Origin of the sequence: Pseudalkalibacillus sp. NRS-1564, from assembly GCF_050467905.1 — a bacterium.
Taxonomy (GTDB): Bacteria; Bacillota; Bacilli; order Bacillales; family Guptibacillaceae; genus Guptibacillus; species Guptibacillus hwajinpoensis_B.
In genome coordinates this window covers 84,979-103,180 of the sequence record NZ_JBITPM010000022.1, presented here as the reverse complement: position 1 = coordinate 103,180, position 18,202 = coordinate 84,979, and the positions used below count along the sequence as shown (strand labels likewise).

Annotated in this window: 17 protein-coding genes and 1 pseudogene; 15 read left to right on the top strand and 3 right to left on the bottom strand. The window is 43.1% G+C overall.

All coding sequences use genetic code 11. The features are described 5' to 3' along the window. The first annotated feature begins 222 nt into the window (after positions 1–222). Complete coding sequence (locus tag ACIFPW_RS12455) at positions 223–771, top strand: FixH family protein (protein WP_430244662.1); 549 nt, start codon at positions 223–225, stop codon at positions 769–771. 86 nt (positions 772–857) lie between these two features. Here the strand turns inward: ACIFPW_RS12455 and ACIFPW_RS12450 are convergent, their stop codons facing one another. Next, the gene (locus tag ACIFPW_RS12450; protein ID WP_371018191.1) at positions 858–1,616 is read right to left on the bottom strand and encodes a Cof-type HAD-IIB family hydrolase; all 759 of its coding nucleotides are present in this window, start codon (positions 1,614–1,616) and stop codon (positions 858–860) included. A 365-nt stretch (positions 1,617–1,981) separates the two neighbouring features. Between ACIFPW_RS12450 and ACIFPW_RS12445 the strand changes: the two genes are divergently transcribed. The 11 genes from ACIFPW_RS12445 to ACIFPW_RS12395 all read left to right on the top strand — a co-directional run bounded on the left by ACIFPW_RS12445 (position 1,982) and on the right by ACIFPW_RS12395 (position 12,837). Then, positions 1,982–3,409 (top strand): sodium/glutamate symporter, encoded by a 1,428-nt coding sequence (locus ACIFPW_RS12445; RefSeq protein WP_430244659.1) that lies wholly within the window; start codon positions 1,982–1,984, stop codon positions 3,407–3,409. Between the two features lie 213 nt (positions 3,410–3,622). Further along, on the top strand, positions 3,623–4,648 hold the full coding sequence (locus ACIFPW_RS12440; RefSeq protein ID WP_430244656.1) for a threonine/serine dehydratase: 1,026 nt from the start codon (positions 3,623–3,625) through the stop codon (positions 4,646–4,648). Further along, complete coding sequence (locus tag ACIFPW_RS12435; protein ID WP_430244653.1) at positions 4,638–6,323, top strand: PucR family transcriptional regulator; 1,686 nt, start codon at positions 4,638–4,640, stop codon at positions 6,321–6,323. The genes ACIFPW_RS12440 and ACIFPW_RS12435 overlap by 11 nt, the downstream gene beginning before the upstream one ends. Continuing rightward, entirely contained in the window at positions 6,320–6,802 is a 483-nt protein-coding gene (locus ACIFPW_RS12430; RefSeq protein ID WP_430244650.1) for a hypothetical protein, read from the top strand. Before ACIFPW_RS12435 ends, ACIFPW_RS12430 begins: the two co-directional genes overlap by 4 nt. Positions 6,803–6,851: 49 nt before the next feature. Then, positions 6,852–7,217 carry a nuclear transport factor 2 family protein gene (locus ACIFPW_RS12425; protein WP_430244647.1) on the top strand — a complete coding sequence of 122 codons (366 nt, stop codon included), beginning with the start codon at positions 6,852–6,854 and terminating at the stop codon, positions 7,215–7,217. 198 nt (positions 7,218–7,415) lie between these two features. Next, positions 7,416–8,618 (top strand): M24 family metallopeptidase, encoded by a 1,203-nt coding sequence (locus tag ACIFPW_RS12420; RefSeq protein WP_430244643.1) that lies wholly within the window; start codon positions 7,416–7,418, stop codon positions 8,616–8,618. A gap of 10 nt (positions 8,619–8,628) precedes the next feature. Beyond that, the gene (locus ACIFPW_RS12415; RefSeq protein ID WP_430244640.1) at positions 8,629–9,600 is read left to right on the top strand and encodes a cyclodeaminase; all 972 of its coding nucleotides are present in this window, start codon (positions 8,629–8,631) and stop codon (positions 9,598–9,600) included. Between the two features lie 13 nt (positions 9,601–9,613). Beyond that, positions 9,614–10,816: a cystathionine gamma-synthase family protein gene (locus ACIFPW_RS12410; protein ID WP_430244637.1), complete on the top strand. Its 1,203-nt coding sequence runs from the start codon at positions 9,614–9,616 to the stop codon at positions 10,814–10,816. A 24-nt stretch (positions 10,817–10,840) separates the two neighbouring features. Beyond that, complete coding sequence (locus tag ACIFPW_RS12405; protein ID WP_430244634.1) at positions 10,841–12,034, top strand: M20 metallopeptidase family protein; 1,194 nt, start codon at positions 10,841–10,843, stop codon at positions 12,032–12,034. 379 nt (positions 12,035–12,413) lie between these two features. Continuing rightward, positions 12,414–12,611 (top strand): IDEAL domain-containing protein, encoded by a 198-nt coding sequence (locus tag ACIFPW_RS12400; RefSeq protein WP_427392031.1) that lies wholly within the window; start codon positions 12,414–12,416, stop codon positions 12,609–12,611. A gap of 70 nt (positions 12,612–12,681) precedes the next feature. Then, complete coding sequence (locus ACIFPW_RS12395; RefSeq protein ID WP_430244631.1) at positions 12,682–12,837, top strand: hypothetical protein; 156 nt, start codon at positions 12,682–12,684, stop codon at positions 12,835–12,837. Positions 12,838–12,999: 162 nt separating this feature from the next. Here the strand turns inward: ACIFPW_RS12395 and ACIFPW_RS12390 are convergent, their stop codons facing one another. Then, a complete protein-coding gene (locus ACIFPW_RS12390) occupies positions 13,000–13,677 on the bottom strand; it encodes a DUF4352 domain-containing protein (RefSeq protein ID WP_430244628.1) in 678 nt (225 codons plus the stop codon). 65 nt (positions 13,678–13,742) lie between these two features. Further along, positions 13,743–15,193: pseudogene (locus tag ACIFPW_RS12385) on the bottom strand (alkaline phosphatase). A gap of 286 nt (positions 15,194–15,479) precedes the next feature. On the opposite strand from ACIFPW_RS12385, the gene ACIFPW_RS12380 reads away from it, so the two are divergent. The 3 genes from ACIFPW_RS12380 (at position 15,480) to ACIFPW_RS12370 (ending at position 18,137) form a co-directional block, all read left to right on the top strand. Continuing rightward, positions 15,480–16,376, top strand: coding sequence for an acetamidase/formamidase family protein (locus ACIFPW_RS12380; RefSeq protein WP_430244625.1), 897 nt, complete (start codon positions 15,480–15,482; stop codon positions 16,374–16,376). After that, on the top strand, positions 16,373–16,996 hold the full coding sequence (locus ACIFPW_RS12375) for a hypothetical protein (RefSeq protein WP_430244622.1): 624 nt from the start codon (positions 16,373–16,375) through the stop codon (positions 16,994–16,996). The genes ACIFPW_RS12380 and ACIFPW_RS12375 overlap by 4 nt, the downstream gene beginning before the upstream one ends. A 157-nt stretch (positions 16,997–17,153) precedes the next feature. After that, the gene (locus ACIFPW_RS12370; RefSeq protein ID WP_430244619.1) at positions 17,154–18,137 is read left to right on the top strand and encodes a Gfo/Idh/MocA family protein; all 984 of its coding nucleotides are present in this window, start codon (positions 17,154–17,156) and stop codon (positions 18,135–18,137) included. Positions 18,138–18,202 lie beyond the last annotated feature (65 nt).

Below are 18,202 nucleotides of genomic sequence, written 5' to 3'. Positions count from 1 at the left end.
GGTAACAGTTTCCAGTGGATAGTTCATGTAATATGTCAGAATAAATAGAATAAAGAGAATATTTTACTACGGTTAGAAAATGAGTTTCAATAATGAGGGAATATCTGGGGAATTTAATTCTTCCAGTGATTAAGTGATCTATGCTGATATTTTTTCCGTTAGCTTTGTATAAAGAGAAACTTCTCTAGGCAGGGAAGTTAGGCGGAAAAGGAGATGGATCGAGTGAAGAGACTATCACTTACTATAGGGATTACCTGTTTGTTAGCGCTAGGCGCATGTTCAGGAGCTGGGGATGAGGCTGGCGGAGGAAATGACGCCACTAATTCTAGTGAAGAGGCGAGCCAATCTAGTATGAACAGTGAAGAGGCTGGTAGTATGTCGAAGAATGAGGAGACTAAGTCTTCAGAAGAAGAACAAATGGATGAGTCTTCCTTTAAGGTTATGATCTCTGAAGAGAAGACAGATGAGCACGAAGGTCATGGTGCACACGTTAGCATCTCTCTTGAGAATGATGAGATGAATCCAGGTGTTCTGATGACAACAATTACTGAAGAGGAAGAGCTCCTTACAGAAGCTAATGTGCGTTTTGAATACTGGAAAGAAGGAGAGGAAAAGCATACCTACACAGAAACAGAAGAGAACGGTGAAGGCATGTATGAGGGGACATCAGAAATCTCCGATCCAGGAACGTACAAGCTGAAAGTTCATGTTGAGAAGGGGGAAGAGCTTCATACACATAAACCTTATGTGCTTGAAGTCACGGAGAAATAAGCGTGAAAAGGAAAAGGCGCAGTGGAGTAAATCCACTGCGCTTTTTTCGACATTTATTGAGTTTATTCGGGCGGTGACAGGCACCGTTATCCCTTCAACACTTGATCTATAGCGTAAGCAACGCCGTGCTCAGTGTAATCTTTTGTGACCCAGTTCGCCGCTTCTTTAACGCGATCTTGAGCGTTACCCATTGCGACACCAAAGCCAGCTTCGCGGATCATCGCAATGTCATTCATGCTATCGCCAACGGCCATGACATTCTCCATTGAAAGGTCAAGCCAGTCGCAAACTTTCATGAGTGCTGCAGCTTTATTAACGCCAGATGGATTGATTTCAAGGTTTGTTGGGCTTGAATTCGTCACTTCAAACGCCTCATTCGCTGTGACTTCATCAGTAATGATTTTGCGAATATCATCGTCTTTAATATCAAAGCCAAATTTCAACCATGTGTAGTCATTGATTTCTCGGTCAAACGGCTTTTGTGTATTAAATACGCCTTCTGTTGTAGATGACCAGAAATACACATCATGCTTCACTTTTAGTTCCCACAAACGTTCAACAAGTTCATAATCCAGGTGAGAGCTATCAACTAGGTTTAGTTCTTTATCAAAAATCTGTCCGCCGTTTACTGTAACTAAGTAAGCGGAGTGTCCAAGTTGTTCTGCGATATCACGGCAGAAAGGCAGTGAGCGTCCCGTGCTTAACACGACGTGAATGCCTTTCTCTTTCGCGCGCTGAACAGCCGCTTCATTTTCTTCTGACACGTCTCCGTCATGATTGACAAGAGTGCCATCCATATCTAATGCAATTAGTTTGATTTCTTTTTCCATCTCTACCACTCCTATTTTTCGCTATCTCTATTTTAATACACTTTTGTGTTGAACTGTAGTCGTGATCCCTAAGACCTGATATTGCATTTAACGATTATAACATGATTGTGCCTAAGAGGTTAGAAAGCAGGGATATTAAAGCTTTATCTCATTTGTTAGGAGGGTGCGTAGCCATAATCTCGTTTTTTAATCTGAAAATAGATGAAAAATTTTAAATTTTCACAACGTATTTCTACAAAAAAACCTATAACTAATTTCCAAAAATAAGTTTTATCGTTTCTTTTTCGAGGAACTGAAAAAGTGGACTGTTCGTATCACCAATTTGGTGAAGCAGCTGCCTCATTAGCTGAGGAATCATAAAAACCAAAGAGGTGAAAGAAATGAATCCTGAACAAATTGGATTCGCGTTGTTGTATATCGGTGTTTTTCTTCTAATAGGGAAGATCATTCGTTTGAAAGTAAAGGTCTTACAGAACTTATTCTTACCTTCCTCCATTATCGGTGGATTTATCGCATTGCTTCTCGGGCCACAAGTGCTTGGGAAAATTATGCTGAACTTCGTTTCTGAAGATCATTTTCTCGCAAATGGAATTATGACGGGCACAATTATAGAAGTATGGTCAGCATTACCAGGTTTAATGATTAATGTTGTCTTTGCATCACTATTTCTTGGAGCAACAATGCCAAAGCTCCGAGATATTTGGACATTCGGTGGTCCACAACTAGCATTCGGTTGGGCGATTGGCTGGGGACAATATGTGATCGGTTTACTCGTCGCCATTCTAATCTTAACCCCATTCTTCGATATACCGGCTATGGCTGGGGCGCTGATTGAAGTAGCGTTCGAAGGTGGTCACGGTACGGCTGCAGGTATGGCAAGTACATTTGAAGAGCTCGGATTTGAAGAAGCATTTGACCTCGCTATCGGTCTTGCGACGGTAGGTGTGCTTTCAGGTGTTATCTTCGGTATTATTCTAATTAACTGGGCCGTTCGTAGAGGTAAAACCAAAGTGATCAAAGACGTGAATGGCTTCTCTGATCTACGTAAGCAGGGCATTATGGAGTATCAAAATCGTGAACCAGCGGGTAAAATGACGACTCGCCCTGAATCAATTGAACCTCTATCGTTTCACTTATCAATTGTGATGCTTGCGATTCTGATCGGTTGGTTAATTCTTCAGGGATTAATTGGTCTAGAAAGTATTACGATTACAAATTGGACAGGCTCAAGCTTCATGAAGTATATACCGCTATTCCCGATCGCGATGTTCGGTGGTATTATTCTTCAAGTCTTCTTCAGCAAGAAAGATAAATACAATCTTGTTGATCGTCGTATGATCAATCGTATTCAAGGACTTGCGCTTGATGTGTTAATCATTACAGCCATCGCAACAGTTTCCCTTGATGTCATTGGTGAGTATCTCGTGCCATTCTTAATATTGGCTGTAGCAGGAATTTCATGGAACTTATTTGGTTTCCTTACCCTTGCTCCAAAAATCATTCCAGACTACTGGTTTGAACGAGGTATCGGTGATTTCGGTCAATCAATGGGTGTTACAGCAACAGGATTGCTACTAATGCGCATCGTTGACCCTGATAATGAATCTCCAGCATTTGAAGCATTTGGTTACAAGCAGCTCGTCTATGAGCCGTTCCTTGGCGGTGGACTAGTAACGGCGCTATCTGTACCATTCATCGTTCAATTTGGTGCGGTAGCTGGCCTGATTTTCTCGATCATTATGGTGATCGTAGGGATCTTATCAGGTATCTTCTATTTTGGTAAAGGAAAGCATATTAAGAATAAATAAAAGCAAGCGCCATTCCTATTTTTGGGAATGGCGTTTTTTTCGTGAGAAAAGTGAGCAACAGTTGGGATCGTGTGAACCTTATGAAACGATCTCCCTTTTGAGAAATGAAGTTCTAGTAAATTAGAAACTTTTCCCTAATTGCGATATAATTAACAGAATATATCGAATTTGCAACATATCATTTAAACTCTCCCAAAGGAGGCATCATTGCATATGGTCACTTCCCATAATCGCCTTCAACCAATAACCGTAACCCCACCTTCGCTCCAAGATATTTGGATCGCTAAGAAGCGCATTGCATCATTTATTAAAACAACCCCTCTCGTTCAATCAGAAAGACTTTCAAGTGTAAGTGATACAGCGGCTTATCTTAAATTAGAGAACTTTCAGGAAACGGGTTCGTTTAAATTGCGGGGAGCAGCCAATAAGATTCTGAGTTTGTCAGAGGAAGAACGGAAGAAAGGTGTTACGACGTTCTCTACCGGTAATCACGGATTAGCGGTGGCTTATGTAGCAAGGCTGCTTGGAGTGAAGGCACATATTTGCATTTCGAATCGCGTTCCTATAAATAAAGTGAAGAAGCTTAGTGAGATGGGAGCGGAAGTTCGACAAGCTGGTCAAAATCAAGATGATGCTGAGGCGTTTAGCTATGAACTGCGAGATCGGGAAGGGATGACGGTTATTAAACCATTCGATGATCCTGAAGTCATCGCTGGACAAGGCACGATTGCACTTGAACTACTTGAAGAACTTCCGAACCTCGATACGTGCGTGATCCCTTTGTCAGGAGGAGGCCTTCTATCAGGAATTGCACTCGGATTGAAAGCGACGAATCCGAACATTCAGATAATCGGAGTTTCAATGAAGCGTGCAGCTGTGATGTACGAAAGTATTTGCGCGAATCGTCCCGTGATTATACCTGAAGAAAGAACGCTAGCTGATAGTTTACTAGGTGGGATAGGGACGGATAATCGATACACGTTCACGATGGTGAAGAATTACGTGGATGATATCGTGTTGCTTTCAGAAGAAGAGATTGCGCGTGGCATGTCCTTTCTATTCCGACACCATCAGATTGGAGTTGAAGGAGCTGCAGCAACAGCTGTTTCAGTCCTTTTACATAAAAAAACGAGAAAAATAGGGTTGAGAACAGCGGCGCTTGTAAGCGGGAGTAATGTGGATGTTGACCGTTTGCTTGAGATCATTTCCGCACACAAGGATGATGAAGATGGCTGTTAATCTTTGGGAAATCACAACGTTACCAATGCTTGCGGATGCAAGAGTCCTTTCTGGAAAGTCTCATCTCGAACAAAAACAAGTCGAGTGGGTCTCAGTAATTGAAACACCTGTTGAAAATTTTGTGCGTCAGCATGAGTTCGTTCTTTCCACTGGCGTGGGTCTAGGAAACGATTCAGATGCTTTGCTTCGTTTTGTCGAGGATGTTTATGAATCAGGCGCGTCAGCCCTTGCCCTTGCGACAGGTCGACATTTATACGATATTCCAAAACGAGTGATTTCCTTCGCAGAACAGAGGGGTTTTGTCCTTATTGAAATGACCTGGGAAATTCGGTTTTCCGATGTGATTCATTCTTGTATGGAGAAAATTAATCACTATCAGCAGGAAGAGCTGAAGCGATCAGAAGAGGTACAGCAACGCCTCTTAGAAATGGTTCTTCAAGGCGGAAGCTGCTCAGATATAGCTCGTTATGTTCATAAACATCTTGGTTCTCCTGTCCTGATCACTGACCCTTTAGGAAGAGTGAAAGGCAAAGCAGGGTGTACCACTGAACATGTTATTCATTGGCACCGCCACTGTGAGTGTCATGTGACCGTTGTTCATGATGGAAATCTTCATCCTCTTCATAAAAAAATGGAGAAAATCGTCATTGGCGATACTCCTGGGCTGTTGATGAGAATTCAGTCTGCAGGTAAGGAACAGGGTCAAATGGTGATATTTTCCGTTAATCATCCGAACAATTTGGATACGAATCTTCTTGAGCATGCCACAACTGCTGCGGCCCTTTCTTTTCTAAAAGATAGCGCGATTGAAGAGACGGAAATACGATTAAAGGATGATTTTATTCTTAGTTTAGCAAATGGAGAATTTGTATCGAAAGAGCGTCTTCTTTCAAGAGGAAAACTCCTCGGATATAACCTCACGCTACCTTATGTTTGTGTGGTAGGGGAACTTGATAATCTTGAGGAGCTATTCAGAAAAAATCAAGATGGATTTGCTTCTTACCAACACTGGTTTGAAAGTATGATCTATTATGTGAGCGAGGAAATTCTTCTTGCTGGAGAAACGATTCAGAAGAGAGTTCTGACAACCGTTCAAGAATCGAAGCTACTTATCTTTCTAGAAACGACCCCTGGAACGAATGAACTTGTGAATCAATACCTCGACTTATTGGAGAGGAGGTTGAGCCGATTGCTTCCTGGGGTCTTGCTTACTTGGGGGATCGGGCAGCATGGTGATGGCATGATTGTTTTCGAAGAGAGCTACAGTAAAGCATGCGTAGCTCTAGAACTTGGAAGAAAACAAAAAGGCGCGGGCAGTCGAATTGATTATGAAGATACGAAAATCAATCGTTTGTTGCAACGTCTCTCGTATGATAAGGATGTGCAGGAGGTTACGATGTCAACGATCACCCCGCTCGTTGATTACGATGAGAAGCGAAAGATGGATCTTATCGGTACGTTCACTGCCTATCATTTAAATAATGGGAACGTAAGTCAAACCGCTCGAAAGCTCAATCTTCATAGGCAGTCTCTTCTGTATCGACTAAGAAAAATTGAATCGTTGACAAGGCTATCTTTAGTGAATCCTGATGACGTGTTTTTACTTGATTTAAGCATCAAAATTTGGTCGGTTGGGTTAAGAGATTCCGACGTTTTAAAGGAGGGACGCTTTTGACTTCAACGGAATTAAGTCATGATCATTTGAAGCTGAATGAATTAAGCTATATTAAGATAAATGCGCTTCTCCTACTAGCTATTCTTCCGTTATCAATTATTGGATACTTTCTAGCGGTATCGAACGAATCGTTGTTTTTTGTTTACGAATGGTCCCTTGTCGTCCTACTTTCTTGTACTTTCCTATTGTCGATTGTTACTGCATTGGTGTACAAAAGTTCCTTACTATGGCTATCATTCTCTTTTTTAGCTTTCATTCTTCAGTTTGCAGTGTTCTGTCTGTTTATAGGCCCTTATACATTTTATCCGCTGTTCTTTGCTTACTATGCAATGGCTACTATTTCGTTTATTGTTTCGATTATCACTTTTAAAAAAGGTCTACCTTATAGGTTTATTACGGTGATTTTCATGATTGTAACGGTCATTATGACATTTTATATGATTCTATTGCACAGTCTATGGGGAGTGAACTGGATTTAGGAGCTGTCTTATTTGAACATACTTTAAACGTAATGGAGGCGAATGAGTGATGGCGACTGCGAAAGGCAAATTACTTCAGGAGTTTAACGAAGCATTTATACGAGGGAATAGGGAAATTGTATTAAATAGTGTGACAGATGATATTAAGTGGAATATGGTAGGCGAAGATGAAATTAGTGGAATAGATGCATTCGAGAGAGCGTTTCAGGAGATGCCTCGAGAAGGAAAGATTGAATTAACCATTAAGACGATTATTACGCATGGCATCACTGCCGCTGTCGAAGGAACAATTCATACAACGAATGACTTAGAAGAGAAGAAAGTCTATGCTTTCTGTGAAACCTATCGATTTAATAAGTTCAAGGATGGAAGAATTAAAGAAATAACAACTTATATTATTGAAGTAAAATCGTAATGTTCAGAAGGTGGTACCCGGGTGGGGGTACTGCCTTTTTTGTTCACAAGAGAACTCTCATGATTAAAATTGTCTAAACCGAAAAGGTAAACTTCATACAATTTAGCGGATGTCTTAAAAACCTCCTGTTAGGTATGATGAATGTAATTAATTAACTAAATATTCAGAAATAAAATAGCGGGAGGGGGAATGATCTCGATGCAATCATTTGAGATGAGTGAATTTCAGGAGCGGATTCAGCGCACGAAGAGACGGATGGAAGCGGAAGGGCTTGAAGTGTTGTTGATCACTGATCCAGCAAATATGAATTATCTCTCTGGTTATGACGGTTGGTCCTTCTATGTTGATCAGATGGTCGTTGTCATCATTGATGAAGAGCATCCGCTCTGGATCGGCAGAAAAATGGATGCGAATGGTGCGAAAGCGACGACGTGGCTCTATCGTGAGAACATTATTTCCTATACGGATGACTATGTTCATTCAGACGTCAAGCATCCAATGGATTTTGTAGCAGATATTCTGCGACAAATTGGTCAGGGAAATCGCGTCATTGGTGTGGAGATGGGGGCTTATTATTTCTCGGCCCTTGCGTTCGAACATCTAAAAAAAGGACTACCGAATGCGGTTTGGAAAAACGCGACGCTGCTCGTCAATCATGTGAGGATGATCAAGTCAGATCAGGAAATTGCGTATATTCGCAATGCGGCAAGACTTGTTGAAGGTGGCATGACAAAGGCGATTCAGTCCATTGCAGAAGGGGTTCGTGAATGTGATGTGGTTGGCGATATTTATCAAAGTTTGATTCGTGGTACGCCTGAGTTCGGCGGTGATTATCCTGCTATTGTGCCCATGCTCCCTTCTGGTGAAAACACATGTACACCGCATCTAACTTGGTCTGATAAAAAGTACCGAGATAAAGATCTCGTTATTATTGAGCTGGCTGGCTGTTATAAACGATACCACTGTCCAATGGCTCGAACGGTATCGATCGGTCCTCAGGAAGATCGAGTGAACGACATCGCAAGTGTTGTCGTTGAAGGATTGAATGAAGCTCTTGCATTTGCGAAGCCAGGCGTCACGTGCGAGGAATTGGAGGAAGTTTGGCGCAGAACAATTGCGAAGTACGGTGTTATCAAGGATTCGCGGATTGGGTATTCCATGGGGTTGAATTATCCGCCAGATTGGGGTGAACATACGGCGAGCATCAGACAGGGGGATCGAACAGTACTGAAGCCGAATATGGCTTTTCATATGATTCCAGGAATCTGGTATGACGATTTTGGTATTGAAATTAGTGAGTCTTTTTACGTCACTAATTCAGGCATTGAGGTGCTGGCAAACATGCCGCGAAAACTAATTACCGCAACAAATCTTTTTGCGATGGATAATGATGCGGTGTAGGAGTGATGTGATGATTCTTTTAACAGAGGAAGAGATTCGAAAGCATGTTGGTCTGAATGCGGAGACCATTCAAGTAGTGGAGGATGCGTTCACGAGTCTTGCTACAAAGCGAGTAGAGATGCCTCCGATTATGCGGATCGATATTCCTTCTTACAACGGAGAAGTTGATGTGAAATCAGCTTATGTGGAAGGACTAGATTATTTCGCGATCAAAGTATCAACGGGTTTTTTTGATAATGACAAACGAGGATTACCTAGTGGAAATGGTCTCATGATGCTTTTTCACTCACAAACAGGAAAGCCTGAGGCGCTCCTTCTCGATAATGGATATTTAACGGATATTCGAACTGCAGCCGCAGGGGCAGTGGCGGCGAAGCATCTTTCAAGAGAAGACGCACGAACGGCAGGAGTTATTGGATCAGGAAGTCAGGCGCGCTATCAGCTTGAGGCGATTTCGCGCGTACGTCCAATTGAAAGAGTACTAGTGTATGGGCGGAAGGAAAAGAACGTTGCGCGCTATTTGAAAGACATGGAGGCTGGGCTTGGGATAAAGGTTGAGGCAGCGAGCGCGGAAGACGTTGTACGGAATAGCGATATTGTTGTGACAACCACCCCTGCGACAACCCCGATTATCAAAGCGGAATGGCTGCACAGCGGCCTTCATATTACCGCGATGGGATCAGATGCCCAAGTGAAACAGGAGCTTGAAGCGGGAGTTCTAGAAAGGGCGGATCTTCTTGTATGTGATGTGAAAAATCAGTCTCGTATACTAGGAGAAATTCACCATGCGGTTAATAAGGAACAAATGATGAAGAAGGCAATTGAAATTGGTGAAATTACGGCGGGGCGTATGAAAGGCAGAGTGACTAACGAGCAAGTAACGGTATGCGATTTAACTGGAACGGGTGTCCAGGACACAGCGATCGCTCTGTATACGTACAACTTGCTTAAGGAAAAGAAAGCATGGGCATCCATTCACTAGTTAGAAAAAGGAGATGATGAAGATGAAGAAAACAAACAATGGGACAAAAGCGGTATGGGCAGGGGAAAAGGATTATCTTGTACATGGGGCCACTCAGGTTCCGGTCGTTCTTAGTGTAGCTTATGGGTATGACGATATGGACGAATGGTATGAAGTTGCGGTTGGAAACAAGAAGGGACATATTTACGGACGAAATACGAATCCAACTGTTCAGGCTTTTGAAGACAAAGTGAAAGCTCTTGAAGGGGCTGAATCAGCTACTAGCTTCTCGACAGGGATGGCCGCCATTAGCAACACTCTCTCGACTTTTCTTTTGCCTGGCGACCGTATCGTATCCATTAAGGATACATATGGAGGTACGAATAAAATCTTCACCGAGTTTCTGCCAAGGTTGAACATCGAAGTCGTGTTATGTGAAACAGGAGATCACGAGATGATTGAGGAGGAAGTAGCAAAGGGATGTAAGATTCTCTATCTCGAGACGCCAACAAATCCAACGGTAAAAATTACGGACATCAAGCGCATGGCGAAAGCAGGTCACGATGTTGGTGCACTTGTCGTGGTAGATAATACGTTCGCTACGCCAATTAATCAAAATCCGCTCGAGCTCGGTGTTGATCTTGTGCTTCATAGCGCAACGAAGTTTCTCGGTGGCCATGCCGATGCACTTGGAGGCGTTATTTGTGGAAGAAAAGAACTGATCGAGAAAATCTACCACTACCGAGAAATCAATGGAGCGACAATGGATCCGATGGCCGCGTATCTCCTTTTAAGAGGTATGAAAACATTGCATCTAAGGGTGAAGAAACAGTGTGAAAACGCGATGAAGGTTGCGAGATATCTCCAAACTCAGGAGCTTGTAGAAGCCGTTTTTTACCCGGGGCTTGAAACGCACCCAGGCCATGAGATTGCGAAGAAACAGATGAAGGATTTCGGAGGAATGTTCAGCTTCTCTGTGAAAGGCGGCGTTGAAACGATGCGTCAGTTACTTCCAAAATTAAAATATGCCAACCGAGCGGCGAATCTCGGGGCGGTGGAAACGACAGTAGGACCTTCTCGTACAACGAGCCATGTTGAATGTACGCCAGAAGAGCGGGCACTTATGGGCATTCCAGAAGGTCTCGTCAGATATTCAGCGGGAATTGAGGATGTTGAGGATTTGATTGCTGATCTTGAACAGGCGTTCCAATCCGTATCCAGCGAGGCGAAGGTGTAGACAGAAGGCAAAGGAGGGACGGTCATGGCGCCGAAGCATACGGAAATGGAGCGAGCGGAGGCGATGAAGGAGGAGTTAGTAAGGTTTCGGCGAACGCTTCATGCGCATCCTGAACTGAGCTTTCAAGAGAAGCAAACGGCTGAATTCGTTGCTACAACTTTACGGGAAATCGGTGTGCCTCACATTCACGCGTGTGGGGGGCATGGAGTAGTTGGAACAATTAGTGGAGGAACAGGACCAACCATTGCCATTAGAGCTGACATGGATGCCCTCCCTATTCACGAATCAGGTACTCACGCCTATTGTTCGAAGCACGATGGCGTGATGCACGCCTGTGGTCATGATGCTCACACGGCGATGTTACTTGGCGTTGCGAAGCTGCTAGTTGAGGATCTGCGTAATGGAAGTCTTCAAGGTACGGTGAAGCTCATTTTCCAACCTGCTGAAGAAGCAACGGATGAGAGCGGCCTTTCAGGTGCTTCTTATATGATTTTGGATGGGGTGTTAGACGACGTGGAAGCAGCTGTTGCGCTTCATGTATGTCCATGGCAGCCGGTAGGTGTTATTCAAGTAAATGATGGAGATAGCATGGCGAATGTCGACATATTTGAAGGAGTGATAACTGGCTCAGGGGGGCACGGAGGGTATCCTCATTTGGGATCGGATCCGATCTGGATGTTATGTTCTGTGCTTCCAGCGCTCTATAGCATTGTGAATCGTCGCCTTTCGCCCCTTGAGACAGCAGTGGCAAGCATTGGTGAGATTCACGCTGGCAGTGCTAGCAACGTTATTCCAGATGAAGTGAGGGTAGTTGGAACATTTCGGTCTTATTCTTCAGAAGCGAGAGAGAAATTAACCATAGAGCTTGAAAAAGCATTTAAGATAGCGGAGGCACTTGGCGGGACATATGAGTTTCATGTTGAGCATGGCGAGCCTGCTCTCAGAAATTCACCGCGCGTGAATCGCATCATTGAAAAGGTTGTGACTGAGTTAGATCCAGAAATGGAAATTGCGCATGGACCATTTGGCCTGGGCGGTGAAGATTTTGCCTATATGGCAGAGCGAGTGCCGGCAGCGATGTTTTTCCTTGGTAGTGCATTAAGAGACGGGATTAGTAGGGAGCTTCATACACCTATATTTGATATTGATGAACGCTGTCTTCCGATTGGAACAGCGATTCTAACGAAAACAGCGCACGAAATGCTTCAATCAATCTAAACGGAGGTGTCACAAGTGGCGCATCGCATCGCCTTCATAGGCTTTGGGGGAGTTGGTCAGGGACTCGCCGACATTATTTTGAATTAAGGTCGATTATCAGGGTTTTATAGTAGAGCGCTATTTATTTCCCTTAGAAGGCACCATAAGGAAAAGGAGCGCTCTCTGATCGAAACGACTTCTGCACAAATTGCTGCTTCCAAGCAGGAAGATGATCACTAAGACTTTCTAAGCTCTAGTCTAGTAAAATAGTACAAAATTCGACTCCATTTATTAGAATCTTCTAAACTATTGTTTAAATTTCGTAAAAATCGGTTAAACTGTAATTAATCGCATAGAAAACGTTAACACGTTTCTATAAATATGAATGGAGGATTGGATGATGGAGAATCGAAACGTCTACCAAAATCAGATTTCGGAAAAGAGACAGGAAATGGTCGAACAGCTCATCGCACACATCAATGCTTCCAGTATCGAACAAAAACAGGACATTCTAAAGAAAGAAATTGACCAGGCCCTTGATTCTCGTGACCGCGAGTCATTCATGCAGCTAACCGATCGCCTTAATTCACTCACATAATGAAAAAGTGGTATATATTCCAAACCGCTTGCTTATAATCTAGTAATCAAACACTCTGGAGGAGATGTGGATGCTAGATTTGGCAGCGGTTTTTTATGTTTTGATGGACTGGATGACCGAAAACAAAGGGTACAAACTTCAATCAGTCTTTCTCTTTGGTGGGCTAGGTCTATCTTTTGTAACTTATTTCTTATGGTACTTAAAAAAGGGATATAAAACGGTATGAAGTAGGAAGATGAACTGAATCTGATAGGGAACTTAACAGCTTATTTCCGCGGAAATTGAAATAATTCCGCGATAATCGGTTTTTTTCCGCGAAAACATCACTTAATTCCGCGAAACGCTCTTTTTATCCGCGAAATATAAAAAGACACCCCGTAGGGCATCTTTAAAAAGGAATCGTAATCTCCTTACTATTCGTGATCGTTTCTTTCTGGTCATCGAATACGTTGCTCGTGTGAATCGTAAGCGACTGGAGATTCTCAACGTCAGTTTCGTTCAATACGAAACCGAGCTGACCGATCCGTTCTTCACCCGGAGCAAAATCTCCGTAAAGACTCTCCAAGTAAAAATCATCGTCGTATCCTTTTTTCTCTCCATCACTCGTTTCAAGTAAGGAAACAGGAGCGAAGTTAACCGTTTCATCCGATGTGTTTTTCATATTGACCCGAACCTTCACATAGTTGAATTTCTCTTCATTCGTAGAATATCCGTGGAAGAAATCAATCAAGTCAGGGGAGGGCTCGTATTTCATTACTTTAACATCTGAAATGGTTAACTCAACTTCACCAATTTCTGTTTTCTCGTTATAATCAGAAACAGCTTTTAACTTAATGGAACCGTCTGCATCCTGGAATGTTTGACCAACTTCTGTTAGCGAGCTGTCATCAGGCGCCTGAGGGCTGTCGATTACACTAGTATTCTCTTTTTGTTCACTCTTCGTTTCAGACTTTTCGGTAGTTGTAGAATTCTCTGTTTGTGATTCCGCACCCTTATCAGTATTGTTCGCTGCACACCCTCCGAGAAAAAGGGATGCTGATAAAAGCGCAACAAGTACATAATTCACTTGAACCAAACTCCTTCATCAGTAAGAAAAGTCCCGCTGCATTTAAAGCAACGGGAGTTTCTTCCTTATTTGTCTTTCTTGTGGTGATCGTTGTCATGGTCACGATCGTCATCTTCATCATGTTCGTCGTCTTTCTCGTGATCGCCTTTCTGTTTCGCATTTAGAAGATCCATCACCAATTGCCCTGTTTCATTATTGTCGTGAAGACCTGCGAACTTTTCAGATTGTGGACCGTAAGCATAGACGTTCACGTCAACACCAGTATGTCCGCCAGTTGTCCAGCCAGTACCTGAACGGAGATCAAAGATTTTTTCAATGGCATTGTCAATTTCCACAACGTCATTCGTTTCAGTGGCTTTTTTGACAGAAGCCATTTCTTCAGATGTTAAGTCAAGATCGATGTTTTCAGTAAGTGTTTTCTCAACATCAGCGCCATCAGCGATCTGTGCTGCCATGTAGTCAGGCGTCTTTTTCGCTGCTTTCAGTGGGGCAGGATCCCATTTGTATTCACCGTCACGTCCCATTGCGAAGCCACCAGTAGAGTGGTCAGCCGTTGTAACGACGAGCGTATGCTTGTCCTTTTTCGCAAATTCAATCGCTGCTGAGTAAGCTTTCTCGAAGTCTTCCATTTCACTCATCGCTGCCACAGCGTCGTTATCATGACCAGCCCAGTCAATTTGACTACCTTCTACCATAAGGAAGAAGCCATCTTTATCTTCACTTAAGCGGTTAAGCGCGGCATCAGTCATTTCTTCAAGAGATGGTGTATCTTCTGTACGGTCGATCGCTTTATCCATTCCTTTTGGAGCGAAAAGGCCAAGGATTTGTTCGTTATGATCTTGATTAAGTTCATCCTTCGATGTTACATAGCTGTAGCCATCTTCTTGAAATTCTTCTGTTAGGTTGCGATCTGAGCGCTCGAAGTAAGATGTTCCTCCGCCAAGTAGTACATCTACTTTATGCTCACCGTTAATCATCTCATCATAATAATCGTCAGCGATGTCGTTGTAGTTATTGCGATCTTCATCATGCGCACCGAATGATGCTGGCGTTGCATGGTTAATTTGAGAAGTAGAGACAAGACCAGTTGCTTTTTTATTTTCCTTAGCTTCTTCTAGAACAGTCTTTACTTCGTTTTTGTCCACGTCAACTGAAATCGCGCCGTTATAAGTCTTCACCCCTGCAGCCATAGCCGTTCCTGCTGCAGCAGAGTCCGTGACGCTTTCTTCAGGATCCCATGAATACGTTTCTTGAGCGCCTACTAGATACTCATCAAAAGCTGTTTTTTCCATATAAGGTGTTGTTTTATCATCCATAAATGAGCGGTAAGCCGTTGTATAGCCCGGCCCCATACCGTCACCGATTAAGAAAATGACATTCTCGATTTCATTCTTATTTTTTTGCTGTTATCGGATTTCGCTTCTGTATCTGTAGACACACCAGCATATCCTGCAACGGCTAATGATGAAATCACAGCGAATGGAATGAGTTTCTTTTTAACATTTTTAGTAAACATGTGTAGGTTCCCCCCGAATCATTTTTTCTCACAGTCCATAGTCTACGTGATAGATTTGAAGTGAATGTGAATAGATTGTAAGGTTGCTATTAAGAAAATCGGGATTAAATAACTAGTCGTAATAAGATAGTAACCTGCGAATGACCGAATAAACTTGCGGTTCCGAGACTATTTTCACAGAACTAGTGATTTGATGAGTACTTAGGAGTTAAGCGAATAAAGTAGTCAAAGATGGTTTCAAACTGTTAAAATTATCTTAATAATGAAACAGTTAGGGGAATGCCAAATGGATTTACTTATGAATGATTCAGTTATCTATGATTTTAATAAGTCTCATAAGCCAGTAAAAGTTGTTCCATCAGGAGCGACGATAGAAATCGTAACGTATGACTGTTTTGAAAATCAGCTTCAAACCGAAGAAGATGAGATTAGCGGGATTGATTGGAACCGAGTGAATCCAGCGACTGGGCCAATCTATGTGAAGGAAGCAAAACCTGGAGATGTGTTAAAAGTGACGATTGAAAAGCTCGAGATTGGAGATCAGGGTGTTATGGTCGTTGGACCGGAGCTTGGTATTATGGGCCATCGTTTGAAAGAGATGGAGTCTAAGATTATTCCTATTCAAGATGGCGTAGCCCACTTCAATGGCCTTACGATTCCGCTCAATCCGATGATCGGAGTGATTGGAGTTGCGCCTGAAGGAGAAGGCATTTCATGCGGCACCCCAGGGGCTCACGGTGGAAACATGGATAACAAGATGGTAACAGAAGGAGCCGTGCTGTATTTCCCAGTATTTGCGGAAGGAGCACTGTTTGGATTAGGTGATTTCCACGCAGCGATGGGGGACAGCGAAGTCAGTGTATCGGGCATTGAAGTGCCTGGAAGAGCGACCGTTAAGCTTGAAGTGTTAGAGGGAGAGCCACTGGTTCAACCAATGTTAGAAAACAAAGAGGTTGTGACACAGATTGCCTCGGCCGAAACGCTTGATGATGCCGTGAAGCTTGCGACAGAGCTAATGGTTGAGAGGGTTGCTGAAAAAACAGGCATGTCCATTGGGGAAGCAACAATGCTGATGAGTGCCGTTGGTCAAGTGGAAGTCTGTCAGGTAGTGGATCCATTAATGACAGCTAGGTTCGCTGTACCGAAATGGCTAGAGCAGCAGCTTGGGGTGCGCTTGATTTGATTCGACAGCGTTCGAGGGGATTCGGGTTGTGCCTGTCACTCGTAATGTCACGTAAAACAAAGCTTGCGATCTTATCTCTCATTGGCGCGCTGGTGCTTTTCTTCGCTATCATCACCTGGTTTTACCCTTATTCTTCTCTTAGTTTGCATCGATCGATCTCCTACAGCCCGGATCCTTATCTTGTAGAAGATTATACCGAGAAGATGAATGGATTAAGCAAGAAGTATGCTGAAGGCTCAGGGGATGATCTAACAATGGATCGTCTTCAATATATACTGCAGATGTATGACCAAGAATGGCTTATGAGCGAGAAGGCGGTCGTCATGACGAAAGAGGATCTGGATAATGTAGCTTTTGATGTCAAGGAAGCGAGAAATGTGTTAATCGATTTGTCTTTTGAAGAGACGTATTCTGCTGATGTTAAGAAACAATTGCGCCTTTCTATTGAGAACTGTCTTGCGATTGAAGAAAGTGTAGAAGAGCTGAAAGATACGAATTTCTTAACTCGAGAATTGCTACAAATTCAATACGGTAATCTTCATGGTACGTTTGATAGTAGCTTGAGGACACTGGAAACGATGTATGATAGGTATGAAAGGGAAATAGAACAAAGCGAATAAACAAACGCAATGCTTATGCAGCATTGCGTTTGTTTGATTCATTTCCATTGAAACGATGCACGGACAGCGTTAAACTAAATCTAATTACATAATGTGACACATTTCGGCGTAAGGCGGGCGGTGCCTGTCACCTGTCGAACAAAATAGGAGGAATACGATGGTACGTTTTGGTGTGGTTGGCACGAATAAGATTACGGATAATTTTCTCGCGGGGGCAAATGAGCTTAGCGAATTTAAGCTAACGGCGGTTTACTCTAGAACAGAAGAGAAGGCGCAGGCTTTTGCTGAGAAGCATGGGGCAGAAGCGACGTTTACGAGTCTCGAGGAGATGGCTAACAGCGATGTGATTGATGCGGTCTATATCGCGAGTCCGAATTCGCTTCATGCAGAGCAGTCGGTTATTTTCATGAATGCTGGGAAGCACGTGCTTTGTGAGAAGCCGATGGCGTCAAATAAGCGCGAGGTTACACAGATGGTTGAGGCTGCTTCTCGGAACGGGGTTCTTCTAATGGAAGCAATGAAGTCCACTGTTATGCCAAATATGCAAATGGTGCGAGAGAACTTGCATAAGATTGGACAGGTACGCCGATTTGTGGCGAATTACGGTCAGTATTCATCTCGCTATGATGCTTATAAAGAAGGAACGGTGTTAAATGCCTTTAACCCGAAATTCTCCAATGGTTCACTGATGGATATCGGCGTGTATGGTGTGTACCCCGTTGTCTCAATGTTAGGAATGCCACAGTCGATTAAAGCAGAAGGCGTTATGCTTGAGTCTGGTGTTGATGGAGAAGGTAGTATTTTGCTTAGATATGAAGACAAAGAAGCGGTGATCATGTACTCCAAAATCACAGATTCTCATCTTCCATCCGAAATTCAAGGAGAGAATGGTAGCATTCTAATCGATAAAATAGGTTCACCGCTTGATGTGAAAATCCACTATCGAGATGGATCAATTGAAGATCTCACACAGAACCAGTCTCATACGATGATGTATGAAGCGAAGGAGTTTATTGAGCTCATTCAGTCTGGTCAATTGGAGTCTTCGATTAATTCACATGAAAATTCTCTTTGGTCAGTGGAAGTCATGGATGAAGCACGTAAGCAAATCGGCGTCGTCTTTCCGGCTGATCAACGTTAAAAGAATCAGATCTTTATATTCCAAGCCTGGCATGAGCGTTTTTCGCCTCATGCCAGGCTTTTTTT